This is a genomic window from Ramlibacter sp., from assembly GCA_019635435.1.
GTDB lineage: Bacteria > Pseudomonadota > Gammaproteobacteria > Burkholderiales > Burkholderiaceae_C > JAHBZM01.
Genome location: JAHBZM010000001.1, coordinates 1,917,874 through 1,941,270 on the forward strand (window position 1 = coordinate 1,917,874; position 23,397 = coordinate 1,941,270).

At 67.9% G+C, this 23,397-nt stretch carries 21 protein-coding genes; 14 read left to right on the forward strand and 7 right to left on the reverse strand.

Annotated elements, in window-relative coordinates; all coding sequences use genetic code 11:
• Window positions 1-84 precede the first annotated feature (84 nt).
• Both KF796_09235 and KF796_09240 read left to right on the forward strand, forming a co-directional pair.
• Window positions 85-705, forward strand: a complete 621-nt coding sequence (locus KF796_09235; protein ID MBX3586818.1) for an NUDIX hydrolase — start codon at window positions 85-87, stop codon at window positions 703-705.
• A 7-nt stretch (window positions 706-712) separates the two neighbouring features.
• Window positions 713-1,168, forward strand: a complete 456-nt coding sequence (locus KF796_09240; protein ID MBX3586819.1) for a DUF1178 family protein — start codon at window positions 713-715, stop codon at window positions 1,166-1,168.
• A gap of 2 nt (window positions 1,169-1,170) precedes the next feature.
• Here KF796_09240 and KF796_09245 read toward each other — a convergent pair whose 3' ends face one another.
• Window positions 1,171-2,952, reverse strand: a complete 1,782-nt coding sequence (locus KF796_09245) for an ATP-binding cassette domain-containing protein (GenBank protein ID MBX3586820.1) — start codon at window positions 2,950-2,952, stop codon at window positions 1,171-1,173.
• A gap of 77 nt (window positions 2,953-3,029) precedes the next feature.
• Between KF796_09245 and KF796_09250 the strand changes: the two genes are divergently transcribed.
• The 4 genes from KF796_09250 to KF796_09265 are packed head-to-tail and all read left to right on the forward strand — an operon-like array spanning window position 3,030 to window position 7,922.
• On the forward strand, window positions 3,030-3,542 hold the full coding sequence (locus tag KF796_09250; protein MBX3586821.1) for a winged helix-turn-helix transcriptional regulator: 513 nt from the start codon (window positions 3,030-3,032) through the stop codon (window positions 3,540-3,542).
• Window positions 3,539-5,011, forward strand: coding sequence for an efflux transporter outer membrane subunit (locus KF796_09255; GenBank protein MBX3586822.1), 1,473 nt, complete (start codon window positions 3,539-3,541; stop codon window positions 5,009-5,011). The genes KF796_09250 and KF796_09255 overlap by 4 nt, the downstream gene beginning before the upstream one ends.
• 35 nt (window positions 5,012-5,046) lie before the next feature.
• Window positions 5,047-6,354, forward strand: a complete 1,308-nt coding sequence (locus KF796_09260; protein ID MBX3586823.1) for an efflux RND transporter periplasmic adaptor subunit — start codon at window positions 5,047-5,049, stop codon at window positions 6,352-6,354.
• Between the two features lie 29 nt (window positions 6,355-6,383).
• Complete coding sequence (locus KF796_09265) at window positions 6,384-7,922, forward strand: DHA2 family efflux MFS transporter permease subunit (protein MBX3586824.1); 1,539 nt, start codon at window positions 6,384-6,386, stop codon at window positions 7,920-7,922.
• A 7-nt stretch (window positions 7,923-7,929) separates the two neighbouring features.
• On the opposite strand, the gene KF796_09270 is transcribed toward KF796_09265, so the two are convergent.
• The 4 genes from KF796_09270 to KF796_09285 all read right to left on the reverse strand — a co-directional run bounded on the left by KF796_09270 (window position 7,930) and on the right by KF796_09285 (window position 14,414).
• Window positions 7,930-8,871 carry a recombination-associated protein RdgC gene (locus KF796_09270; GenBank protein ID MBX3586825.1) on the reverse strand — a complete coding sequence of 314 codons (942 nt, stop codon included), beginning with the start codon at window positions 8,869-8,871 and terminating at the stop codon, window positions 7,930-7,932.
• 110 nt (window positions 8,872-8,981) lie between these two features.
• Window positions 8,982-10,088 (reverse strand): carotenoid 1,2-hydratase, encoded by a 1,107-nt coding sequence (locus tag KF796_09275; protein ID MBX3586826.1) that lies wholly within the window; start codon window positions 10,086-10,088, stop codon window positions 8,982-8,984.
• A 570-nt stretch (window positions 10,089-10,658) separates the two neighbouring features.
• A complete protein-coding gene (locus KF796_09280) occupies window positions 10,659-11,723 on the reverse strand; it encodes a PLP-dependent cysteine synthase family protein (protein MBX3586827.1) in 1,065 nt (354 codons plus the stop codon).
• An 18-nt stretch (window positions 11,724-11,741) separates the two neighbouring features.
• Window positions 11,742-14,414, reverse strand: coding sequence for an FtsX-like permease family protein (locus KF796_09285; GenBank protein ID MBX3586828.1), 2,673 nt, complete (start codon window positions 14,412-14,414; stop codon window positions 11,742-11,744).
• A 98-nt stretch (window positions 14,415-14,512) separates the two neighbouring features.
• On the opposite strand from KF796_09285, the gene KF796_09290 reads away from it, so the two are divergent.
• The 8 genes from KF796_09290 to KF796_09325 all read left to right on the forward strand — a co-directional run bounded on the left by KF796_09290 (window position 14,513) and on the right by KF796_09325 (window position 20,587).
• Window positions 14,513-15,109 carry a nitrile hydratase subunit alpha gene (locus tag KF796_09290; protein ID MBX3586829.1) on the forward strand — a complete coding sequence of 199 codons (597 nt, stop codon included), beginning with the start codon at window positions 14,513-14,515 and terminating at the stop codon, window positions 15,107-15,109.
• Window positions 15,110-15,120: 11 nt separating this feature from the next.
• The gene (gene nthB / locus KF796_09295) at window positions 15,121-15,753 is read left to right on the forward strand and encodes a nitrile hydratase subunit beta (GenBank protein MBX3586830.1); all 633 of its coding nucleotides are present in this window, start codon (window positions 15,121-15,123) and stop codon (window positions 15,751-15,753) included.
• A 169-nt stretch (window positions 15,754-15,922) separates the two neighbouring features.
• Window positions 15,923-16,444 (forward strand): hypothetical protein, encoded by a 522-nt coding sequence (locus KF796_09300; GenBank protein MBX3586831.1) that lies wholly within the window; start codon window positions 15,923-15,925, stop codon window positions 16,442-16,444.
• Window positions 16,445-16,468: 24 nt separating this feature from the next.
• Window positions 16,469-17,437, forward strand: coding sequence for a threo-3-hydroxy-L-aspartate ammonia-lyase (locus tag KF796_09305; GenBank protein ID MBX3586832.1), 969 nt, complete (start codon window positions 16,469-16,471; stop codon window positions 17,435-17,437).
• Complete coding sequence (locus tag KF796_09310) at window positions 17,434-18,207, forward strand: GNAT family N-acetyltransferase (protein MBX3586833.1); 774 nt, start codon at window positions 17,434-17,436, stop codon at window positions 18,205-18,207. Before KF796_09305 ends, KF796_09310 begins: the two co-directional genes overlap by 4 nt.
• A gap of 187 nt (window positions 18,208-18,394) precedes the next feature.
• The gene (locus KF796_09315; protein ID MBX3586834.1) at window positions 18,395-18,733 is read left to right on the forward strand and encodes a hypothetical protein; all 339 of its coding nucleotides are present in this window, start codon (window positions 18,395-18,397) and stop codon (window positions 18,731-18,733) included.
• 574 nt (window positions 18,734-19,307) lie between these two features.
• The gene (locus KF796_09320) at window positions 19,308-19,880 is read left to right on the forward strand and encodes a hypothetical protein (protein ID MBX3586835.1); all 573 of its coding nucleotides are present in this window, start codon (window positions 19,308-19,310) and stop codon (window positions 19,878-19,880) included.
• Between the two features lie 59 nt (window positions 19,881-19,939).
• Window positions 19,940-20,587, forward strand: a complete 648-nt coding sequence (locus KF796_09325) for an RDD family protein (protein MBX3586836.1) — start codon at window positions 19,940-19,942, stop codon at window positions 20,585-20,587.
• 1,071 nt (window positions 20,588-21,658) lie between these two features.
• On the opposite strand, the gene KF796_09330 is transcribed toward KF796_09325, so the two are convergent.
• Together KF796_09330 and KF796_09335 are read right to left on the reverse strand one after the other, a co-directional pair.
• On the reverse strand, window positions 21,659-22,909 hold the full coding sequence (locus tag KF796_09330; GenBank protein MBX3586837.1) for an RNA polymerase subunit sigma-70: 1,251 nt from the start codon (window positions 22,907-22,909) through the stop codon (window positions 21,659-21,661).
• Window positions 22,906-23,262 carry a YciI family protein gene (locus KF796_09335; protein ID MBX3586838.1) on the reverse strand — a complete coding sequence of 119 codons (357 nt, stop codon included), beginning with the start codon at window positions 23,260-23,262 and terminating at the stop codon, window positions 22,906-22,908. Before KF796_09335 ends, KF796_09330 begins: the two co-directional genes overlap by 4 nt.
• Between the last annotated feature and the right edge of the window lie 135 nt (window positions 23,263-23,397).

Genomic DNA, 23,397 nt, shown 5'->3' on the forward strand with positions numbered 1-23,397 from the left:
CCCCCACGCTTGCCACTTCGTGTGCTGCGCTGCCCCCCGAGGGGGCTTCAGCCGCCTTGGGGCGGCCCGGCGGCGGCTGAGCCCATGGACCCGACGGGCGCTGACCGTTCCCCGCAGGACCGCGACCTGGTGGAGCACCGCACCGGCAGCGAAACCCTGTTCAGGGGCAGTTTTCTTCAAGCCTTCCGCGACACCGTGCGCCTGCCCGATGGCCGCGAGGCCACGCGCGAGTACGTGCGGCACCCGGGCGCGGTGGTGGTGGTGCCCTTGCTGGACGACGGGCGCGTGGTCGTGGAGCGCCAGTTCCGCTACCCGGTGGGGCAGGTCATGACCGAGTTCCCGGCCGGCAAGCTCGACCCTGGTGAAGACCCGCTGGTGTGCGGCCAGCGCGAGTTGCTCGAGGAAACCGGCTACACCGCGCGCGAGTGGGCGAGGGCAGGGGCCATGCACCTGGCCATTGCGTACTCCACCGAGATCATCCACATCTACTTTGCCCGCGGCCTGAGCCTGGGCGAGCGCCAGCTTGACGACGGTGAGTTCCTCGACGTCTTCACCGCCACGCCCCAGGAGCTGCTGGACTGGAGCCGCAGCGGCGAGCTGACCGATGCCAAGTCCCTGACCTGCCTGGTCTGGTTGCAGAACGTGGTGTCCGGCGCATGGACACTCGACTGGCAGCCGGCGGCAGCGCCTGGCGCGGCGGGATAATCGGCCCATGAAAGTCCTGAACCTGCAATGCGCCCACCGCCACCAGTTTGAAGGCTGGTTCGCGTCCGAGGACGAATTCCAGGCCCAGCTGGCGCGCGGTCTGGTCGAATGCCCGGTGTGCGGCGATGCCGGCATCGCCAAGATGCTCAGCGCGCCGCGGCTGAACCTGGGCGCGCCAGCACCCGAGGCGCCTGCTGTGCCGGCCCACCGGGAGCTGCTCTCGGCTCCCGTGCAGCGCGACCTCCAGGCGGCCTGGCTCAAGACCGTGCGCGAGGTGCTGGCCCGCACCGAGGACGTGGGTGACCGGTTTGCCGAGGAAGCCCGCCGCATGCACTACGGCGAGACCGATGAACGCGGCATCCGCGGCCAGGCCTCACGCGAGGAAGCCGAGGCGCTGATCGACGAAGGCATTGGCGTCATGCCGCTGCCGCTGCCCAAGGCGCTCAAGGACCCGCTGCACTAGCCTCAGTCCATGAACTGCAGCGCCGCCAGGCGCGCATAGACACCGTTGGCGGCCATCAGCGCCGTGTGGGTGCCCTGTTCAACGATGCGCCCGTGGTCAAGCACCACGATGCGGTCGGCCTGCTGCACGGTGGCCAGCCGGTGCGCAATCACCAGCGTCGTGCGGTCGCGCATGGCCGATTCCAGCGCCGCCTGCACCATGCGCTCGCTCTCGGCGTCGAGCGCGCTGGTGGCCTCGTCCAGCAGCAGCAGGGGCGGGTTCTTGAGCATGGCCCGTGCAATGGCCACGCGCTGGCGTTGCCCGCCCGACAGGCGCACGCCGCGCTCGCCCAGAAAGGTGTCATAGCCCTCGGGCAGCGCGCGGATGAAGCCGTCGGCGAACGCGGCATGGGCCGCGGCGCGCACCTCGTCGTCGCTGGCGCCGGGGCGGCCGTAGCGGATGTTCTCCAGCGCGCTGGTGGAAAAAATCACCGCGTCCTGCGGCACGATGCCAATGCGTTCGCGCAGGTCATGCAGCGACAGCTCGCGCGTGGCCACGCCATCGAGCGTGATCGCGCCCGAGGCCGGGTCGTAAAACCGCAGCAGCAGCTGGAACACCGTGCTCTTGCCCGCGCCGCTGGGGCCGACCAGCGCCACCGTCTCGCCGGGCGCGATCGCCAGGCTGAAGTCGCTGAGCGCGGCCTGCGCCGGGCGCGACGGGTAATGGAACGTCACCGCTTCAAAATTGATAGCGCTCCCTGCCCGCGGGGCCTGGACTACCGCCGGATTCGGCGGTGAAAAGATCGGTGAGCGGCTGTCCAGCAGCTCCATCAGGCGTTCGGTGGCGCCGGCGGCCCGCAGCAGGTCGCCATAGACCTCGCTGAGCACGCCCACCGAGCCGGCCAGCATGATCACGTAGACCACGGTCTGCCCCAGGTGCCCGGCCGAAATCTTGCCGGCCAGCACCGCCTGCGTGCCCTGGTACAGGCCCCACAGCAGCGCCGCGCTGGTGGCGATGATGATGAAGGCGATCAGCACCGAGCGCGCGCGCGTGCGCCGCACCGCGGTGTCGAAGGCGCTGGTGGTCGAGGCATCGAAGCGCGCGGCCTCGCGGTCCTCGGCCGTGTAGCTTTGCACCACCGGAATGGCGTTGAGCACCTCGGCCGCGATCGCGCTGGAGTCGGCCACGCGGTCCTGGCTGGCGCGCGAGAGCTTGCGCACGCGCCGGCCAAACCACACGCTGGGCAGCACGATCACCACCAGGATGCCCAGCACCTGCGTCATCACATACGGGTTGGTCCACACCAGCATGCCCAGGGCGCCAATGCCCATCACCGTGTTGCGCAGGCCGATGCTCAGCGACGAGCCCACCACCGTCTGGACCAGGGTGGTGTCGGTGGTCAGGCGCGACAGCACCTCGCCGGTCTGCGTGGTCTCGAAAAACTCGGGGCTCTGGCGCAGCACGTGGGCGTACACCGCATTGCGCAGGTCGGCTGTGATGCGCTCGCCCAGCCAGCTCACCAGGTAAAAGCGCGAGGCGCTGAACAGGCCCAGCGCGGCGGCCACGCCAAACAGCTCGAGAAAGTGCTCGCGCATGGCCAGCAACTGCGTGCCCTTGTCGGCTGCCGAGAGGCCGCCGTCGATCAGCCCGCGCAGCGCCAGCGGGAACACCAGCGTGGCCATGGCCGCCAGCACCAGGAACAGCCCGGCCAGCGCGATGCGCCGCCGGTAGGGGGACAGAAAGGGGACCAGGCCGCTCAGGGAGCGGGGCGAGCCTTTGGCGGCCGCGGGGGAAATATTGCTCATGGCCTCAAGTGTAATAAAAATTGACACAACAAACACAGCCTTGACAATAATTGCCTGAGCAATTAATATTCAGGCCCATGAATGATTCGAAGCCGTCCATCCCCGAAGCCCGCACCCCGGCTGACTTCTATCGACCCAAGGGCTACCAGGCGCAAGAGAGCGTGGGCTACCTGATGCGCCGCATCGTGAGCAGCCTGTCGCAGGAGATCGACCGCCGCATGGAAGACTCGGGGCTGACCAACGCGCAATGGATGCCGCTGATGAAGCTGAGCTCGGGCGCCGCCAACACCGTCGCCGAGCTGGCCCGCGTCTGCGAGATGGACGCCGGCGCCATGACGCGCCTGCTGGACCGGCTGGAGGCCAAGGGCCTGTGCCGCCGCGAACGCTCGTCGGAAGACCGCCGCGTGGTCCACCTGGAGCTCACGCCCGAAGGCGCCGACGCCGCCAAGGTGATCCCCGCCGTGCTCAGCCAGTTGCAGAACGAATGCCTTGCCGGTTTCACCACGGAAGAATGGCACACCCTCAAATCCCTGTTGCGCCGGGTGCTGGACAACGCACTCACGCTGCCACCTGCCGAGCCCAAATCATGAAAACATCCTTTGCACATGGCGCGCCGCAGCGCGCCTTTTTCTCCGACGCGCCGCGGCGCGTCTTTCAGGCCAGTGCGCTGGTGCTGGCGCTGGGCCTGACGGCCTGCGCCAATTTCTCCGGCATCCAGTCGCAGGCCCAACTGCGTGACGCCGCCTCCGTGGGGCTGGCATCGGGCGCCACGGCGCCCGCCGTGGGCGCCGAATGGTGGCGCGAATTTGGCGACCCCCAGCTGGACGCGCTGGTGGCCCAGGCGCTGCAGGACAGCCCCAGCCTCAAACTGGCGCAGGCCCGCCTCGCGCGGGCCCAGGCCGTGACCGAAGTGGCCAACGCCGCCACGCGGCCGCAGCTGGGCGCGGGCGTGGACCTGACCCACCAGCGCTACACCGAAAACGGCCCCGTGCCGCCGCCGCTGGCCGGCTCCGTCCGTGACAGCGGCACCACGCAGCTCAGCGCGAGCTGGGAGCTGGACTTCTTCGGCAAGAACCGCGCGGCGCTGGACGCCGCACTGGGCGTGGCCAGGGCCGCTGAAGCCGATGCGCAGGCCGCGCGCGTGCTGCTGGCCAGCAACGTGGCGCGCACCTGGTTCCAGCTGGCGCGCCTGAATGACCAGCTGGCCGTGGCGCAGCGCACGCTGGACCAGCGCGAACAGACCCTGGGCCTGGTGCGTGACCGCGTCAACGCGGGCCTGGACACCCGGCTGGAACTGCGCCAGGCCGAGGGCGGCCTGCCCGAGGCACGCCAGCAGATCGAGGCCCTGCGCGAGCAGGCCACGCTCGCGCAAAATGCCCTCGCCGCCCTGGTTGGGCAGCCCAATCAGGCTGTAGTCCAGAGCCCGCGGCCATTGAGCGCTATCAAAATTGAAGCAAACGCGGCCGTGATCCCGGCCAACCTGCTGGGCCGGCGGGCCGACATCAGCGCCGCGCGCTGGCGCGTCGAAGCCGCCACCCAGGACGTGGGCAGCGCGCGCGCCCAGTTCTACCCCAACATCAACCTCACGGCGTTCGCGGGCTTCAGCAGCATTGGCCTGGGCCGCCTGCTCGAGGCCGGCAGCCAGCAGTGGGGCGTGGGCCCGGCGCTGCGCCTGCCGATTTTTGATGGCGGCCGCCTGCGCGCCAATCTGCGCGGCAAGACCGCCGACCTGGACGCCGCCATCGAGAGCTACAACGGCGCCGTGGTCGAGGCCGTGCATGAGGTGGCCGACCAGCTGGCCTCGGCCAGTTCCATCACGCGCCAGCAGACCGAGCAGCGCGCCGCCCAGGAGGCGGCCGAAGGCGCCTACGACATCGCCGTGCAGCGCTACAAGGCCGGCCTGGGCAACTACCTGAACGTGCTCACCGCCGAGAGCGGCGTGCTCAACCAGCGCCGCCTGGCCGTGGATCTGGCCGCGCGCGCGCTGGACACCCGCGTGGGCCTGCTGCGCGCCCTGGGCGGCGGCTACCAGGCAGACGCCGTGGTCGCCGCGAAATAAACAGACATCACCCGAATCCCTTGCGAAAGAACACCATGAACGCACCGCAAACACAAGCCACTTCCCCCGCCGACGCTCCCAACCCGCGCAAGAAAGCGCTCACCGCGCTGGCCGCGGTGGTGGTCGTGGCCGGCCTGGGCTGGGGCACCTGGGAATGGCTGGTCGCCAGCCACTATGAGTCCACCGACAACGCCTATGTGCAGGGCGACGTGGTCCAGATCACGCCGCAGATCGGTGGCACCGTCATGGCCATCCTGGCCGACGACACCGACTTCGTGAAGGCCGGTCAGCCGCTGGTCAAGCTGGACCCCGCCGACGCCCGCGTGGCGCTGGACCAGGCCGAGGCCAACCTGGCCCAAGCGGTGCGCCAGGTGCGCACGCTGTACGCCAACAACGGCTCTTTGCAGGCCCAGATCACGCTGCGCGAGACCGATGTGGCGCGGGCCCAGAGCGAGATCGCGCGCGCCAACGACGACCTCAACCGCCGCCAGTCGCTGGCCGGCAACGGCGCGGTGTCGCGCGAGGAACTCAACCATGCGCAGACCCAGCTGGCCAATGCCAGGAGCGCGCTGGCCGCGGCCCAGGCCGGCGTGGTGGCCGCCAAGGAACAGCTTGCCAGCAACCAGGCCATGACCGAAGGCACCAGCGTCGACCAGCACCCCAGCGTGCTGGCGGCCGGCGCCCGCGTGCGCGAGGCCTACCTGGCCCTGCAGCGCGCCACGCTGCCCGCGCCCGTGGACGGCTACGTGGCCAAGCGCACCGTGCAGCTGGGCCAGCGCGTGGCCGCGGGCTCGCCGCTGATGTCGGTGATCCCGCTGCAGCAGGTCTGGGTGGATGCCAACTTCAAGGAAAGCCAGCTGCGCAACATCCGCATCGGCCAGCCCGTGAAGCTCACCGCCGACCTGTACGGCAAGAAGGTCGAGTACAACGGCTCGGTCGTGGGCCTGGGTGTGGGCACGGGCGCCGCCTTTGCCTTGCTGCCGGCCCAGAACGCCACGGGCAACTGGATCAAGGTGGTGCAGCGCGTGCCCGTGCGCATTGCGCTGGACCCCAAGCAGATCGCCGCCAGCCCGCTGCGCGTGGGCCTGTCGATGGACGCCGAGATTGACGTGTCCAACCGCGACGGCAAGATGCTGGCCGATGGCTCGGCCGCCGCCACCAGCACACAGACCCAGGTCTACAGCGCGCTGGACCGCGGCGCCGACGCCGAAGTGCGCCGCGTGATCCTGGCCAATGCCGGGCGCGGCCAGGTCAGCGTGGCGGCCCGGCGGGCCGCCGTGGCCGTCTCGCAGGTGGCGCCGCTGGGCTCGGGCGGCCTGCCCGCCGGGACAGTGACCCGCTAAGGACGGCCATGGCCAACGCCGACCAATACATGCCGCCCGCGCCGCTGCAGGGCGCAGCGCGCGGCTGGGGGACGCTGGGCCTGTCGGCCGCGACCTTCATGATCGTGCTCGACACGTCGATCGCCAACGTGTCGCTGCCCGCCATCGCGGGCGACCTCAGCGTCAGCCCCAACCAGGGCACCTGGGTCATCACCAGCTTTGCCGTGGCCAATGCCATCGCGGTGCCGCTCACGGGCTGGCTGTCGCAGCGCTTTGGCCAGGTGCGGCTGTTCCTGGGCAGCCTGATGCTGTTTGTGCTGGCCTCGCTGGCCTGCGGTCTGGCGCCCAACATGACCACGCTCATCGTGTTTCGTGCGTTGCAGGGCTTCGTGGCCGGGCCGCTGATCCCGCTGTCGCAAACGCTGCTGCTGTCCAGCTACCCCAAGGCGCTGGCCGGCACGGCCATGGCCATGTGGGGTATGACCACGCTGGTCGCGCCCGTCATGGGGCCGCTGCTGGGCGGCTGGCTCACCGACAACATCTCCTGGCCCTGGATCTTCTTCATCAACATCCCGGTGGGCATTGCCACGGTGATGCTGGTGGCCCGCCTGTACCTCAGGCGCGAGAGCAAGACGCTCAAGCTGCCCATTGACTCCGTGGGCCTGGCGCTGCTGGTGCTGTGGATTGCCGCCATGCAGATCGTGCTGGACATCGGCAAGGAAAACGACTGGTTCCACTCGCCGCTGGTGGTGGCGCTGAGTGTGGTGGCGGCCGTGGGCTTCAGCTTCTTCCTGATCTGGGAGCTGACCGACCGGCACCCCGTGGTGGACCTGTCGCTGTTCAGGCGGCGCAACTTCTGGGCCGGCTCGCTGGCCACCGCCATTGGCTACGGGCTGTTCTTTGGCAACGTGGTGCTGCTGCCGCTGTGGCTGCAGCAGTTCATGGGCTACACGGCCACGCAGGCCGGCATGGTGATGGCGCCTGTGGGCTTGCTGGCCATTGTGCTGTCCCCCGTGGTGGGCAAGACTGTGGGGCGCATCGACCCGCGTCGCTACGTCACTTTCTCGTTCCTGGTGTTTGGGCTGGTGCTGTACATGCGCTCGCGCTTCAGCACCCAGGCCGACCTGTTCACGATCATGGTGCCCACCATCATCCAGGGCATTGCCATGGCGTTCTTCTTCATTCCGCTGGTGACCATCACGCTGTCGGGCATCCCGCCCGAGCGCATCCCGGCGGCATCGGGGCTGTCCAACTTCATGCGCATCACGGCGGGTGCCTTTGGCACCTCCATCGTCACCACGCTCTGGGAGAACCGCGCCGCGGTGCACCACAGCCAGTTGTCCGAGGCCATCAATGCCGGCAGCCAGACGGCGGTGGCCACGCTGCGGGGCCTGGAGGCCTCGGGGCTCACGCACCCGCAGGCGCTGGCCCAGATCAACCGCCTGATCGACCAGCAGTCGTTCATGCTCGCGGCCAACGACATCTTCTACATGTCGGCGCTGCTGTTCCTGGCGCTGATCCCGCTGGTGTGGCTGTCGCATCCGCAGCCGGCGGCCGGCAGTTCAGACGCCGCGGCCGGCGCGCACTGAGGCGGGGTCAGGCGGCCGGTGCCTCGGTGCCGGCTTCGCCGCCCAGGGCCTCGAGCAGGTCGGGAATCAGCTGAGACAGCTCGCCGGTCAGGATGGCGGCATCGGTGTCAAAGCCGTCGTCGTCCTTGCCGCCGGCCTGCACGCCGTCCATCACCACATCGAGCAGCTTGAGCTTGCGGATCTGCGCCGTGTCGGTCAGCACGAATGACACGCGCTCGTTCCAGGTCAGCGCCAGCTGCGTGGGCAGCTTGCCCGCGGCCAGGTGCTGGGCCACTTCGTCGATCTCCAGCGTGTGGCGCGAGTAGCGCACGGTGGACTTCTGGTCGTCGGGCGTCTTGAGCTCGCAGTCGCGGTCGATGCTGAAGTGCCACGGCGCCTCGCGCGTGGACAGCCAGTGCGCCATGCTGGCGCTGGCCGTCATCTGGGTCTGGATGGGCTTCAGGCCCACGGTGGGCGCGGCGCCAGGCACGCTGGTCAGCGCCTCGATCAGGCAGGTGACGATCTTGTCGGCGCCGGTGAGGCTGCCGCTGTCCACCACCAGCAGGCGGTTGACCGGGTCCAGCCACAGCAGCGTGGTGCTGCGCTTGGTGAAGGCGCGCGGCAGCAGTTCAAAGACGATCTCTTCCTTGAACTCCTTCTTGAGCCTGGCGCCCACGCGCTCGTTGCCGGTTTCCTGCTTGTATTTTTCGATGCGCTCCTCCAGCGCGGCCTTGACGGCCGAGGCCGGCACCGGCCGGCGCTCCACGCAGAACTTGAGGATCAGCTGGCCGCCCACGCTCTCGGCCAGTACCGTGCTCTTGTTGCCGCGTGGTGGCACCCAGCCATGCGAGTCGGGCTGCGTGGCCCCGCAGGGCAGGAAGTGGGTGGCCTGCAGCGCCTCTTCGAGCGCTGGCAGATCGGGCAAGACAAATTCAGGAGCAAGGCGGAAGAACGCGGAGGATTTGAACATCGGGGAGGGGGCAGGACAGTCAGGCCGGGCGGGTGTGCCGGCGACGAAGACAACGAGGCAAGGGGCCAAAGGGCGCCATTCTAGAGGAGCCGCATGGCGCGCCCGGAGCGCTACAGCCGCAGCGGCTTGGCGTAACCCGTCATCTCGAGGTAGCCGCGAGCCACCTTCCTGCCGTTGCTGTCCAGCAGGTCGCTCAGGCCTTCCCAGTAGATCGCGCCGGTGGAGGTGCGGCTGTCCAGTTCCTGGTTGTCGATGACGGCCTTGACGGTGTAGAAATCGGCCGGCGTGCGCACGATCCACTCCACCGGGTAGCTGGCCTGCGAGAGCGGGCTTTTCCAGAAGCGCTGGGGGCTGAACTCGTTCTCGCCCTTGCTCGCGATGTACAGCGTGCCGCCGTTGGCGGTGCGGAACGAGCCGCCGTCCCACAGCGTGCTGCCGTCCTGGCGGCGCAGCCGGAAGGCGGTGATGGCGCTGCCGTCAAAGTAGTTCATGCCGATCCAGTCCCAGCCCACGGCCTCGGGGTGCAGCAGCGACTCGCTCCACTCGTGGTCCAGCCAGGCCTTGCCCTGCACCTTGAACGGCTGGCCGCGCAGCGTGAGCGTGCCGGTGGTGGCCAGTTGGGGCTGGCTGTAGTAGTAGCTGGCCTGCGCGGCCTCGGGCCCCTTGCGCGACAGGCCCTGGTCGCCCTGCAGCAGCACCGGCTGCGTGGGCGCAAAGCGCAGGTCCATCGCAAAGTCGGCCGCCGTCACGCGCGCTTCGTAAGCATCTTTGCCCTGGGCACCGCGGCGCAAAGACCAGTCGCGCAGTTGCACCGCGGTGTCGGCTTCGCTGGCCTGCGCCACGTCAAAGCCCTGGCGCGCAATGCGCTGGTCGTGCCAGAGCTTGCGGCCCTGCACGTCGGTGATGGCGGCATGCGCAAACAGCAGCTGCCTGGCCGCAAACGCCGACTGCATGCCCTGCGTGCCCTCGACCCGGGTGCGAAAAAACGTGACCTGAAACCCAAACTCCCGCTGGCCGTCACTCGCATGGCCCGTGACGTACCACCACTCGGTGCGAAAGCCGGGGTGCGCGCCGTGGTCGCGCGGGAACTGCAGCCTCTTCTTGGGCAGGGCGTTGGCTGGTTCTGTCGCGCCCAGGCCCGCAAGGCCGCCCAGGCCGGCGGCAAGCAGGTGGCGGCGCAGGAGGTTGTTCAAGCGGTTCATGGTATTCAGAGGCATGTGCGCGCGGCAAAGGCGTGTGCGCCCGGGCTGGGATGCTTCACTGGCGCGGTCACCGCGTTGCGGTGACTCCCCTGCGTTGCTCGGGCTGGCGGCCCGTCGTGGAACTCGCTACGCGCGCCTTGCGCGCTGCGCTCAAACAACCACGACGAGTCAGTTAACGAAGCGCGCTGCGCGCGCGGCCGCCAGCCCTGCGCTACTCGGCGCGCCAGAGGCGCACCCCAGCCCGGGCGCACACGCCTTTGCTGAAACAAGGTTGGCGCTCCAATCGTCGGCGCACCAACGCCTCGCTTCGCGGCAGGGGCCGGGCGGCGGAGGCGATCTCTGGGGCGGCGAGAAGCGCAGGCGCGGGGTCGGCGGGCGCAGCCCGCTTCGTCATCTGACTCACCGCAGCTGTTTGAGCGGAGTGCGCAAAGCGCACGCAGCGAGTTCTGCGGTGCGACCCTGCGGTGAGCATCGCAGCGAAGTGGGCGCACAGCGCCCACCGCCCCAGTGTGAGCCCCCGCCGCCCGGCCCCTGCCGCGAAGCGCGAGCGCAAAGAGGCAGGCAAGCGAGGCGTGCATAAAAAGGCTATTCCAGCCAATCAGCGACACGACGAGCCGCAGAAGTGCAGTCACCAAACGCCTGATCGACCCATTCGCCACTGTGGTACGTGGGCAGATAGCGCTCCCCCGAATCGCACAACAACGACAGGATGGAACCGCTCTCGCCAGCGTCGCGCATCTGCGTGGCCAGCGTCAGCATGCCCACCAGGTTGGTGCCGGTGGACGGCCCCACGCGCCGCCCCAGCAGGGCCGACAGCGCACGCATGGCGGCAATCGACTCGGCATCGGGCACGTCGATCATGCGGTCCACCAACTCGCGGATGAAGCTGGGTTCCACCCGCGGCCGGCCAATGCCCTCGATGCGCGAGCCGGGGCCGGTCAGCGTGGCGTCGCCACTGGCATGGTAGGCGCTGAACACCGAGCCCTGCGGCTCGGCCACGCACAGCTGCGTGGCGTGGCGCTGGTAGCGCACAAAGCGCCCGATGGTGGCGCTGGTGCCGCCCGTGCCCGCGCCCACCACGATCCAGCGCGGTACAGGGTGGCGCTCGCGCGCCATCTGGCTGAACATGCTCTCGGCAATGTTGTTGTTGCCGCGCCAGTCGGTCGCGCGCTCGGCGTAGGTGAACTGGTCCATGTAATGGCCGCCGCTCTGGCTCGCCAGCGCGCGCGCCTGTTCATACACCTGCGCGGCGCTGTCCACCAGGTGGCAGCGGCCGCCGTAAAACTCGATCTGCGCGATCTTCTCGGGCGAGGTGCTGCGCGGCATCACGGCAATGAAGGGCAGGCCCAGCAGCCGTGCAAAGTAGGCCTCGCTCACAGCCGTTGAGCCGCTGGACGACTCCACGATGGTCGAGCCCTCATGCACCCAGCCGTTGCACAGCGCGTACAGGAACAGCGAGCGCGCCAGCCGGTGCTTGAGGCTGCCCGTGGGGTGGGTCGATTCGTCTTTCAGGTACAGGTCGATGCCGTGCGCGCCGAACGACGGCAGCGGCAAGGGGATCAGGTGCGTGTCGGCGCTGCGCTGGAAGTCGGCCTCGATGCGGGCAATGGCGTCGTGCGCCCAGGCGCGAAGGGCAGGGGTGGTGGGCATCGCGGCATTGTCGCAGGGCTACCAGTCTTCCTTGACGGCCAGCACCGCATCCTTGCCGGCAGCGGCGCGCCCCGCGAGCCAGGCGGTAACGGTGCCCGCCACCACCACGGCGGCGCACAGCGCCAGCAGCCGCAACCAGGGCAGGGCCAGCTCCATGGTCCAGTGAAAGCTCTGTGGGTTGACCACATGCACCAGCACCACGCTCACCGCCAGGCCCAGCACCAGCCCGGCCAGCGAGCCGATCAGCGTCCACGCCGCGCCTTCGCCGGCCACCACGGCCAGAATCTGCCGGCGCGTCAGGCCCAGGTGGGCCAGCAGGCCAAACTCCTTGCGCCGCGCCAGCACCTGGGCGCTGAAGTTGGCGGCCACGCCGAACAGGCCGATGGCAATGGCCACGGCCTGCAGCCAGTAGGTCACGGCAAAGCTGCGGTCAAAGATGCGCAGCGAGGTGGCGCGGATCTGCGCGGCCGACGAGAACTCCAGCAGCCCGTCGCCGCCGCTGGCCTCGCGCGCCAGCTGGCGCACCTGGGCCTGCACCTGGGCCGCATCGGCGCCCGGCTGCAGCCACAGGGCCAGGTCGTTGCTGCGCGTGTCGCCCGTGAGCCGCTCGAAATCGGCCTGCGCCATCACGATGGAGCCGCCCTGGCGGGCATAGTCGCGCCACACGCCTGCTACAAAAAATGTAGCTGACTGTGGCCGCCCCGTCTGGACTACAGGCCCAAAAGCCTCTGAAAGCGGGGAAAAAGCCTGCCCCGGCCGCGCGCCATACACATCGACCATGGCTTCGCTCACATAAATGCCGATTTGCCCGGCCGGCACGGGCAGCGGCTCGCCCACCAGCGGCAGGGCCTCCAGCGCGCGGCCCAGCGCGCGCGCGATCAGCGCCACGCTCGGGCGGGCCGGGTCCAGCTGCAGCGGCACGATGCGCAGCGTGCCCAGGCGCGCCACGCCGGGCAGCCGCGCCACGCCCTGCACCAGCGCCGGGTCGAGGTAGACCGTGTCGGTGGTGCCCGGCGCGCTGCTGCTGCGCACATACAGCTCGGCCGGCAGCATGGTGTCGAGCCACTGCACCATGCTGTGGCGAAAGCTGGCCACCATCACCGTGAGGGCCACGGCCAGGCTCAGCGCCGCCACCACGCCGCTCACGGCCACGGCCGCGCTCTGGCGCACGCGGCGTGCCCGCTCCACCGCCAGCAGCGGCAGCAGCCGGTGTGCCACCCGCGGGGCCAGCCGGTCATACAGCAGCGCCACGGCACCCGGCAGCGCGGTGATGCCGCCCACCAGCAGCAGGCCCACCGACAGGTAGGCCGCCAGCGGCAAACCGGCCACGGGCGGCAGCAGGGCCATCAGCCCCCCTGCCGCGAGCAGCGCCACGCTGAGCCAGCCGCTGCGCGCGAGCGGTGCCGACATGCCCAGGCCCTTGAGGGTCTGCGCCAGCGGCAGTTGCGCCGCGGCGCGCGCGGGCCACCAGCCGCCCACCAGCGCGGCGAGCACGCCCAGCGCGCCATAGATGGCGGCCGCGGCACCGTCCCATTGCAGCGCGGGCGTTGCGCCGGCAAAGTAGCCGCCGCCCAGGTCGCCGCCGAGCAGGCGCAGGGCCAGCGCCGCCAACCCCGAGCCGAGCGCGATGCCGGCCGCACTGCCCAGCAGGCCCAGCAGGCCCGACTCCACCAGCACCAGGCGCAGCCGCTGGCGCGCCGTGAGCCCCAGCACGCCCAGCAGCGCGAACTGCTGCGCACGCCGCGCCACGCTCAGCGACAGCACCGAGAACACCAGAAACGCCCCGGTGAACAGCGCCACCAGCGCCAGCACCGTGAGGTTGACGCGGTAGGCCCGCGACAGGTTGCTGACCCGCTGCGCCGCGTCACCCGGCGCGCTGGCCGTGATGTCGACCGGCAGCTCCAGGGCCTGCAGCAGCGCGGCCCGGCTGGTGCCGGGGCGCAGCCGCAGGTCGATGCGCGTAAGTTCGCCGCCACGGCCCAGCAGGTCTTGCGCCGCGCCAATGTCCATCACGGCCAGTGGCGCCCCGCCGGCGCTCACCGTGCCGCCCACATGCACCGTGCGCAGCTGCTGGCCGACCTGCAGCTGAATCGACTCCGCCCGAGTTGAGCCCATGCCCGTTCGGGGGGAGCCAGCATCCGTTCGGGCTGGGCCGGTGTCCGTTCGGGGTGAGCCAGCATCCGTTCGGGGGGAGCCCGTATCCGTTCGGGCTGAGCTTGTCGAAGCCCCAGCCAACAAAGCCTGCGCCGCCGGGTTCAGAAACACCACCCCCGGCGCAAACAGCGCGAACCGGTCCGCGCCAGCGGCCGGCACCGGCATCAGGGCCGGCGCCACGCCGGCCACCACCAGCGCGTCCACGCCCACCACGCGCAGCGGCTTGCGCTGGCCCTGGGGCGTGAGCATCAGCGTCTGCGCTTCCAGCACCGGGCTGGCCAGGGCCACGCCGGGCTGGGTGGCCACGCGCGCAAAGATGGCTTCGTCAAAGCTGCCGCGCACCGCGCGCAGCTCCAGATCGGGCTGCCCGCTCACCGAGCGCACTGCGCTGGAAAACTCGCTGAGCGCCGACGCGTTGATCAGGTGAACCGAAAACGCCAGCGCCACCCCCAGCATCACCGCCAGCACCGCCGCCGCGTTGCGCCACGGGTGGTGGCGCAGTTCCTGCCATGAGAAGGTGGTGAGAAGGGCGCGCATGGGGGGATTGTGCGCGGCGGGCAGCGAGAGCTTCCAAATTGACCAATGCGGTGGCCATGGACAAAATGGCCCTTGGCGACCCAACCTGACCTGAACCCATGACGCACCCAGCTCCCGAGACCCTGCCCACCGCGTCCGTGCAGCGGCGCCTGGACGCCATCCAGTCCGCGCTCGATGAACGGGGCTTGAACATCTCCGCTTCGGTGGACGAGCTGAGCCATCTGGCGCTGGAAGAATGGCTGCCGCGAAACGGCGCGCGCGTGGTGGCCCGGGCCTGGGTGGATGCGGACTTTCGGGCCCGGTTGCTGGCCAACGGCCGCGACGCGGTGGCCGAGCTGGGGCTGTCCATGCCCAAGCACCACCGGCATCTGGTGGTGCTGGAGAACGCGCCCCTGGTGCACAACGTGATCTGCTGCACGCTGTGCTCGTGCACGGCGTTCACGCTGATCGGCCTGCCGCCCGACTGGTACAAGGACTTGCCCTACCGCTCGCGGGTGGTGCGCGAATCGCGCACGGTGCTGCGCGAAATGGGCCTGGACCTGCCGCCCGAGGTGGAGCTGCGCGTGTGGGACACCACGGCCGACACGCGCTACATGGTGCTGCCCGAGCAGCCGGCCCACACGCTGGGCTGGCCCGAGGCGCAGCTGGCCGCCCTCGTCACGCGCGACTCGCTGATTGGCGTGGCCCGCCTGTAACCGGAGGACGCATGGACGGCATTCATGATCTGGGCGGCAAGCAGGGCTTTGGGCCGGTGCACTACACGGTGGACGCCAAGGCCTTCCACGCGCCCTGGGAGGTGCGCGCCAACGCGCTTTACGCGAGCGCCGTGCGGCTGGGCCTGTTCAACATGGACGAGTACCGCCACGCCATCGAGCGTATGACGCCGCTGCACTACCTGGCGGCCAGCTACTACGAACGCTCGCTCACCTCGCTGCTGACCCTGTGCGTTGAAAAAGGCGTGCTCACCCGCGAGGAGCTGGAGCAACGAGCCCAGGGTGCAGTGCCGCTCGCGTCACCCAGCGCACCGGGGCGTGCCAACCTGCCCGGGCGCGAGCGCTTTGCGGTGGGCGACCGGGTGCGCGTGCGGATGGACGCCGTGCCTGGGCATATGCGCCTGCCGGGCTACATCCGCGGCAAGACGGGCGTGGTGGTGGGCGAGTCGCCGGCCTATCCTTTTCCCGACGCGCATGCCCATTCGGTAAACGCGCAGGACGAACCCACCTATGACGTGCGCTTTCGCAGCGAAGACCTGTGGCCGGGCTCCAGCGATGCGGCGCTGGTCCATGTGGGCGTGTTCCAGAGCTATCTGGAGCGCGCGGCGCAACCCCAGGGCGCATGACCGTTTCGTGGTGCTGGCGGGCGGCGCGCTCTCGGCCATGCCATACTTTCTGGGGCGTTGAACCTCTCGCGCCCCCCGTTGTTCTCGCGCCCCATTTCACAGTAAGGAAACTACCATGCCCCGCGTCAAATCCCTTGGGCTGCTGGCCGCCGGCCTGCTGAGCCTGTCACTGACCGGCTGCGGCGGTGGCGGCGCGAGCATCGGCGGCACGCTGAGCGGGCTGGGCCAGAACCTCACGGTGACCCTGCAGAACAACAAGGCCGACAACCTCACGCTCAAGGCCAACGGCACGTTCACCTTCCCGATCTACCTGTCAAACAACGCCGACTACAACGTGACGGTGTTGACCCAGCCCAGCGGCCAGTCGTGCGCCGTGACCAATGGCAGCGGCACGGTCAACAGCGTGGGCACCTCGGTGACCAATGTGGCCGTCACCTGTACCACCACCGCGTCGGTCGGGGGCACGCTCACGGGCCTGGCCTCGGGCGCCACGGTCACGCTGAGCAATGGCACCGTGCTGTTGCCGCTGTCGGCCAATGGCTCGTTTGTCTTTGCCGGCACGCAGGCGGCCGGCACCAGCTACTTTGTGGTGGTGGCCGCCCAGCCCACGGGGCAGACCTGCAGCGTGGCCAACAGCCCGGGCACCGTGGTCGCGGGCCACACGGCGCTGGTGACGGTGACCTGCGTCTGACCCCGGGTCGTCGTGGCCACCTTGATGGACACCCCCACCTACGCCGATGTGCAGGCCGCCGCCGCGCGCATCCAGGGCCACGCCCACCGCACCCCTGTGCTGCGCAGCACCACGGCCGACCGGCTGCTGGGCGCGCAGCTTTTCTTCAAGTGCGAGAACCTGCAGCGCATGGGGGCGTTCAAGTTCCGCGGTGCGTTCAATGCGCTGTCGCGCTTCACTGACCCACAGAAGCGCGCCGGCGTCATTGCCTTCTCGTCGGGCAACCATGCGCAGGCGGTGGCGCTGTCGTCGCGCCTGCTGGGAATACCGGCCGCCATCCTGATGCCGCTGGATGCGCCCCAGGCCAAGGTGGACGCCACGCGCGGCTACCTGGGCGACGGTGGCGAGGTCATCCTGTTTGACCGTTACACCCAGGACCGCGAAGCCCTGACCGCGCATCTGGCGGCCGAGCGCGGCATGACCATCATCCCGCCCTACGACCACCCCGACGTGATTGCCGGCCAGGGCACGGCGGCCAAGGAGCTGATCGAAGAGGTGGGCGAACTCGACACCCTGCTGGTCTGCCTGGGCGGCGGTGGCTTGCTCAGTGGCTGCGCACTGGCCGCGCGGGCCCTGTCACCTCGCTGCAAGGTGATTGGCGTGGAACCCGAAGCCGGCAACGATGGCCAGCAGTCGTTTCGCAGCGGCACCATCGTGCACATCGACACCCCCCGGACCCTGGCCGACGGCGCGCAGACCCAGCATCTGGGGCAGTACACCTTTGGGGTGATCCGCCGTCTGGTGGACGACATCGTGACCGTGACCGATGCGCAGCTGGTCGAGGCCATGCGCTTCTATGCGCAGCGCATGAAGCTGGTGGTGGAGCCCACCGGGTGCCTGAGCCTGGCCGCGGCCTTCCACGCGGGGCTGAGCCTGCAGGGGCAACGGGTGGGCGTGATCGTGAGCGGGGGCAATGTGGACCTGACGCGCTACGCCGGGCTGCTGGGCGCATGAGCGGCGACGCGGTGCTGCCTGCGCTGTCGGCACCGGATATCGAAGCCATCGAACACGCCACGCGTGATGCGGTCCCGCCCGAGCATCTGCAGACCATCGACGGCTGGACGCTGGGGCTGGACAGCGGCACCGTCAACCGCGCGCGCAGCGCCGTGCCCTTGCGGCACGAGGCGCCCGACCTTGCGGTGCTGGACCTGATCGAGGCACGCTATGCAGAACAGGGCCTGCGTGCGGCTTTCCGGCTGCCGGTGCTGCCGGCCTTTGATGACTTGCGCGCGGCGCTTCGGGCACGCGGCTACGCCATGAAGCAGCCCACGCGCGTGATGACGGGCCGGGTGGAGGCGCTGGCCTTGCCCCCGCCCGCCGCGCCGGTGAGCCTGGCCCAGGTGCCTTCGGCCGCCTGGAATGCGGTGTTTCTTGGTGAAGGGTTTGACCCGGTGGACGGCGCCTGCCGCGTGGGCATTCTGGCGCGCGCGCGCCATGCGGTGTTTGCGGGCGTGCAAGCCCAGGGCCAGACGGTGGCCGTGGGCATGGGCAGCTTCAGCCGGGGCTGGGCCAGCGTGCACGGCATGCGCACGCTGCCCGCGCACCGGGGCCTGGGCCTGGCCAGCGCCATTCTGGCGGCCCTGCGGCAAGAAGCCCGCCAGCGCGGGCTGGCGCGGATGTTTCTTCAGGTGGAGGCCGGCAATACGCGGGCCGTGGCGCTGTACCGGCGCATCGGCTTTGCATCGGCGTGGGTCTATGAGTACTGGTCGCAACCGGCTGTCTGAGTGGGGCGCCCGGGCTCAGAATTGGCAGGCTTGCTGTGGATCACAGCCGCGGCGAAAAATTGACCAACGGTCAAGTCGGAAAACACGATATAAATCAACGGTATGAGATGCCAGATGCTCAATCAAACCTCGCTTCGAACCCGTGATACACAGCGAGTTTGACTTTTAAGTCACGTTAAATTGCTTCATGGTTTTTCTCGACTGTTCAGGTGTTCGCTTTGGGTCACAACTTGACGAGAAGCATCTATTTCAATGGGCAGCGGAGATCGCATGCTTTGTTCGCTGGGAGCAAGACACACTTGTCGTGAAATCGCGCCGAATTTCCGAGGAATCATTGCGCGACTTGCTTGCACTTTTCTGGCGCTACAACATCCCAATGAAACAGCTGGCGCAGTTTAGAAACACTGCCAATGAGGCGTGGTTTGCCGCGCCAATCATGTACTGGCACAAAAAGGTGTTCACCCCGCAACTTAACCTGCCGCCCAACGCGGACGCCCCTGCGGGTCGCCGGGTAGCTCCACGTTAGATCGCATGCCTAAGTCGCTAATGGTCCATGAGCTGCTGGTACTCTTTGGTGCGATGCCGCTGGGTGTGTATTTGCTTTTTATGGCTATCGCGGCGAAGTCACCTCGCACTCGCTCAGTGACTTCTATTGCGGCAGGTATCTGCATGGCTGCCCCGTTTCTCTACCTTATTGCCTGGGAGGTACTGCGGGGGACGGCCTTCGAAATTCCATCGGGTCTTCGTGTTAGATGGCGGGGCTCGGGCATTTGGCTCTCCGTCCTAATAGCTGTTGCAATCATTTGCGCCAGCTGGTGGGAGGTGCAGAAAGATGGCGATAGAAAGAAATTACCATGAGGCGGCTTTCAGAAACTCGCAGTGCTGCTGGATCGCTCTCCCACTGGTCGGCGCCAGTGGCGCCGGCGTGCGACCTCCCATGGCCGCCAACGTCAGACGGGCGTATTTGGGGACAATCGCGGCAAGTAGGTGACGATGCGACCTAACGTTTCGGCCAACACGGGCCCACAACAGCAGAGCGCGGCTTCGCCTCAGTTGTTGCGGTCCACCCACCGCCGACGTTAGCCGCCCACAAATCACCCATGCGCGAAGAACTCGTCGTCATTTACCAGAACGGCACAGTAACGCCTCTCGTGCGAAGCGAGGAGCATTCGTTCAGCGTCTTTGGCGGTCCGCTGGAAGCGGAGATCGGCGGCAGCAGGTTTGCGAAGCCCCTGCACCATGTCGCCACCATCAACCACAACCAACTCCAAATACTCGGAGCACCTTTGTACGTGTGGGAGCTACCTCTCGTGTATGGGCTTTTCTATAGTGGATGCACGCTTGAGTACACATTCGAGAGAAGCGCTATTTCTATTCAGTCAGTCGAGCCGAAAGAACCAACCGAAAGTTGGCCATACGCCAATTTCCCAGTTCTCCTGCCATACGTTCCGCTCGAAGCAGGCACGGTCCAGTCTGAGGAATGGGAACAGTTTTCACGGCGGGCGCCCAACCTACCTGAAGAGCAGCCATCTGAGGTCGTGGTGCTGGTGCCACCGCCCTCTACTCTCGGCTTCTCCATGTGGGGCCGCGGCGGCGACGCAGAAGGCGTCACCATCGTGTTTGAATGCTCGCTTAAGGAAAAGCGTGTTAGTGCGTACAACGTGTGCGGCTAACCCGTCATTGCAGGTGACGGCCTTCGGCCGCGCCTGAACTCCGACGTTAGGCCACACAATTGACTGTTCCACTCATCGCTATGCAGCAAACTAATCCCTACGCTCCAACTGCAGCCTCGCTGACTGAGCCGAGCGAGCAAGTCCCCGCGGAGCAAGGCCGCGCCACTCTTGAGTACGCCGGGTTCTGGCGAAGGTTCCTCGCCTATTGGATTGATTTCGCCTTCTTCATTCCAGTCATGCTCCTTGCATACTACGCAGGGGAAAAGTCAAAACTATTCAATCTCTACTGGTTTGCTCCGGGTTTAGCCCTTGGTCTCTTCTTTCACGTCTATTTGGTTCAGGCATATGGTGGCACGCCAGGAAAGCTCATCATGAAGACGCGTATTGCAATGGTGGACGGTGCGCCAGTAACCGCAAGGGCAGCCACTGTGCGCTACTCCGTCCTCTTCGTTTTGTCCGCACTGCAGACCTTAGGCATTGTGCTTGGGACACTTGCAATGTCAGACGAACATTATTTTTCTCTTAGCTACCTGGCACGAGCGCAGCGCACTGTCGAGCTTGCGCCTGCTTGGTACTCGGCAGTCGCAATATTTGTTCAAGTTTGGGTCTGGGGAGAGTTCGTATCCATGTTGTTCAACAAGAAGCGACGTGCGATTCATGACTTCATGGCAGGAACTATTGTCATTCGCTCCACCCATGTGGCCTAACCCCTCATATGGACTCCCCCGCAACGGCAAGAAACTGACCGACAGATTTGGCTGTTGGGAAACGCGTGTAGTCGTATTTCCGGCATCTGAGGTGGACTCTATTTTGGTCCCTGCCGCCCTTCGGCAAGCTCAGGACAGGCCATGAAATCTGCGTCACCAATGCGCCAGTCGCTACGAACGGCAGGCAAGCTGCCGTAAGAGTTATCGGCGTCTGTCAGTGTGGGGTGTGAACCCGGTTGGCCATGATGGTCGATCAATCTCGTCGCAACGCGTGAGGAGTGTTCACTACTTCTTCTGGATATCGGCTGCTTTGAGTGCTGGCAGTCAAGCTGGCATCAAAAAGCTCTCCCTGTTGATCTTTTGCCAAGCCGCACTGTGGGTTCACCAAACGGCTCCTTGTCCCTGAGCGTGGCATAGCAAGTCCGCGCCAGCGTGTTGGCCAGCGCCCAGCGCCGCACCCCACAGACCTCACGCCGGCGTTCTCGGCCGCCTTGGAGGCGCGCAGCACAGATACGCCCCAGGTAGCGGCTGTTGCCCGAGCTGTACTCCTTAGGCGTCACAACGGCATACTTGGCCATGCACTATTACTCCCAATCAGAGCGGACAAAGCACCTCCGCGAGCTCATAGTTGCCATTGAGTCTTTCCTGCCGGAGCTTGAGCGAAGTGGTCAATACCTAGGAAAGCAACCTGACTACGAGCGCGTTTGCCTAGTAGCTAAGCGACTTCTCTCCGACGGCTTCACTCAAGAAGACCTTAGCGCTCTGAGCAGAAGCGTTCCTCGCTTGTTTTGGCTTCATAAGGAGTGGATGCCACCGCTAGAGCTCACCAAGTCCGGCGGAGGTTTCACTGAGCCTGCTTGGTTTCAGCGGTTAGAGCCGCTTGAGTCAAAGATTTCTGCTTCCGCCGAAAAGTTGCGGGTCATTGGTGCGTACTAAGTTGATGCCCAACCCTTGAATCGAGAGGGCTTGCCCCGGCAAACCTGGCCAAGTCTCTCATCTCAAACTACGAGGCTTCCCCATCTTTCAAGTAAGGTGTCCCCACCCGCAAACCGCAGACTCGATGAGTTGGAACTACTCGCCTGAAAAAAGCCGCCCAGCCAGCCAGGCGCGCACCGCCGCGTTTTCCGTGAGGCCCATGGCCTGGGCATTGGCTTGCCGCGCGGCGTCGGCCTGGCCGGCCTGCGCCAGCAGGTGCGCACGCGCCGCCCAGTAGGGCTGGTAATGCGCCACGTCTTCTGCTGGCAGCGCATCCAGCACCTGCAATGCGGTGGCGGGACCTGACGCCGCGGCCACGGCGCAGGCGCGGCTCACCTGGGCGCCCAGGCTGGGGCGCAGCGCCAGCAGGCCGTCATACAGCACCACCAGTGCCTGGGGCGGCACGGCTGCGCCCAGTCGGCGCTGTGTGTGGGCCGACTGGATGGCCGCCTCGAGCTGAAACGGGCCGGGCGTGCCGCGCCGCGCGGCCGCCAGCAGCAGGGCCTCGGCCTCCTCACGCTGCGCGTGGTTCCAGCGGCCAGTGTCCTGCTGGTCCAGTGGCACATAGGCGCCTTCCGTGCTGCGCCGCGCAGCGGCCCGCGCCTCGCAAAACAGCATGAGGGCCAGCAGGCCCGCAGGCTCGGGCTCGGTGGGCATCAGCGCGCAGAGGATGCGGCACAGATCGATCGCCTCGGTGGTCAGGCCGCGCCGCGCGGCGTCGGCGCCTTCCACATCGTCCCAGCCCGTGCCATAGGCCGCGTAGATGCCGTCCAGCACATCCTGCAGGCGTTGCGGCAAGTCGCGCGCCTGGGGGTGTTCAAACGGAATGCCGGCCTCGCGGATGCGGGCCTTGGCGCGCACCAGGCGCTGGCCCAGCGTGGCGGGCGCCACCAGAAAGGCGCCGGCCATGCGCGACACGTCCAGCCCCAGCACGGCCTGCAGCATCAGCGGCGCCCGCGCGGCGGCCTGCACGGCCGGGTGCGCGCACACAAACAGCAGGCGCAGCCGCTCATCGGGCACAGCGCCGGCCCCGTCGTCCCAGCCCAGTTCATCGGCCACGGCCAGCAGGGTCTGGGCGGCGTCGGCCGCCACCTGGCTATGGCGCCACTGGTCCAGCGTCTTGCGGCGCGCCACGGTCAGCAGCCAGGCCGGCGGGTTGGTGGGCACGCCATCGTGCGGCCAGCGCTCCAGCGCGCTGGCAAAGGCTTCGGCCAGTGCGTCCTCGGCCAGCGCAATGTCGCGCGTGCGCGACGACAGGATGGCCACCAGGCGGCCGTAAGACTCGCGCGCCGCGCGCTCGGCCGCCCGCGCCGCGGCGGCGGATGCGCCGGGCGCCGGGCCGGTCACGAAGCCGCGCGGACCATGACCGGGCGCACTTCCACCCCGCCGGTGGAGGCGCAGGGCGCGCGCGCGGCCCACTCGAGCGCGGCGTCCAGCGTGGCCACGTCGATGATGAAGAAGCCGCCCAGCTGCTCCTTGGTGTCGGCAAACGGGCCGTCCTGCACGCTGCGCTTGTCGCCGCGGATGCGCAGGCTGGTGGCGGTGGAGGGCGGGTCCAGCCCCTCGCCGCTGAGCACCACGCCCGACTGGTACATGGCGCCCACGTAGGCGTTCCAGCCGGCCATGTAGGCCTCGGCCCGCTCGTCGGTGCGGCTGGCCACGTCTTCGGGCGAAATGTAGAACATCAGCATGTATTGCATGGAAAACTCCTGAACAAAGGTTGGCGAGCAACAGCGCTCACCCCATGTCGCGCCAGCACGCCGCATTTCGACAGCGGCCGGCGAATTGTGCATGTCGGCATGACGACAAGGCATCAAAACCCTCTAGGCGCTTGC

Excerpts from the sequence above, each read along its gene's own strand:
- KF796_09320 (MBX3586835.1), top strand. The coding sequence starts at position 19,308 with ATGCGCGAAGAACTCGTCGTCATTTACCAGAACGGCACAGTAACGCCT.
- KF796_09235 (MBX3586818.1), top strand. The coding sequence starts at position 85 with ATGGACCCGACGGGCGCTGACCGTTCCCCGCAGGACCGCGACCTGGTG.
- KF796_09305 (MBX3586832.1), top strand. The coding sequence starts at position 16,469 with ATGGACACCCCCACCTACGCCGATGTGCAGGCCGCCGCCGCGCGCATC.
- KF796_09255 (MBX3586822.1), top strand. The coding sequence starts at position 3,539 with ATGAAAACATCCTTTGCACATGGCGCGCCGCAGCGCGCCTTTTTCTCC.
- KF796_09245 (MBX3586820.1), bottom strand. The coding sequence starts at position 2,952 with ATGAGCAATATTTCCCCCGCGGCCGCCAAAGGCTCGCCCCGCTCCCTG.
- KF796_09315 (MBX3586834.1), top strand. The coding sequence starts at position 18,395 with ATGGTTTTTCTCGACTGTTCAGGTGTTCGCTTTGGGTCACAACTTGAC.
- KF796_09270 (MBX3586825.1), bottom strand. The coding sequence starts at position 8,871 with ATGTTCAAATCCTCCGCGTTCTTCCGCCTTGCTCCTGAATTTGTCTTG.
- KF796_09290 (MBX3586829.1), top strand. The coding sequence starts at position 14,513 with ATGACGCACCCAGCTCCCGAGACCCTGCCCACCGCGTCCGTGCAGCGG.
- KF796_09285 (MBX3586828.1), bottom strand. The coding sequence starts at position 14,414 with ATGCGCGCCCTTCTCACCACCTTCTCATGGCAGGAACTGCGCCACCAC.
- KF796_09335 (MBX3586838.1), bottom strand. The coding sequence starts at position 23,262 with ATGCAATACATGCTGATGTTCTACATTTCGCCCGAAGACGTGGCCAGC.
- KF796_09260 (MBX3586823.1), top strand. The coding sequence starts at position 5,047 with ATGAACGCACCGCAAACACAAGCCACTTCCCCCGCCGACGCTCCCAAC.
- nthB (MBX3586830.1), top strand. The coding sequence starts at position 15,121 with ATGGACGGCATTCATGATCTGGGCGGCAAGCAGGGCTTTGGGCCGGTG.
- KF796_09265 (MBX3586824.1), top strand. The coding sequence starts at position 6,384 with ATGCCGCCCGCGCCGCTGCAGGGCGCAGCGCGCGGCTGGGGGACGCTG.
- KF796_09275 (MBX3586826.1), bottom strand. The coding sequence starts at position 10,088 with ATGCCTCTGAATACCATGAACCGCTTGAACAACCTCCTGCGCCGCCAC.
- KF796_09250 (MBX3586821.1), top strand. The coding sequence starts at position 3,030 with ATGAATGATTCGAAGCCGTCCATCCCCGAAGCCCGCACCCCGGCTGAC.
- KF796_09310 (MBX3586833.1), top strand. The coding sequence starts at position 17,434 with ATGAGCGGCGACGCGGTGCTGCCTGCGCTGTCGGCACCGGATATCGAA.
- KF796_09280 (MBX3586827.1), bottom strand. The coding sequence starts at position 11,723 with ATGCCCACCACCCCTGCCCTTCGCGCCTGGGCGCACGACGCCATTGCC.
- KF796_09240 (MBX3586819.1), top strand. The coding sequence starts at position 713 with ATGAAAGTCCTGAACCTGCAATGCGCCCACCGCCACCAGTTTGAAGGC.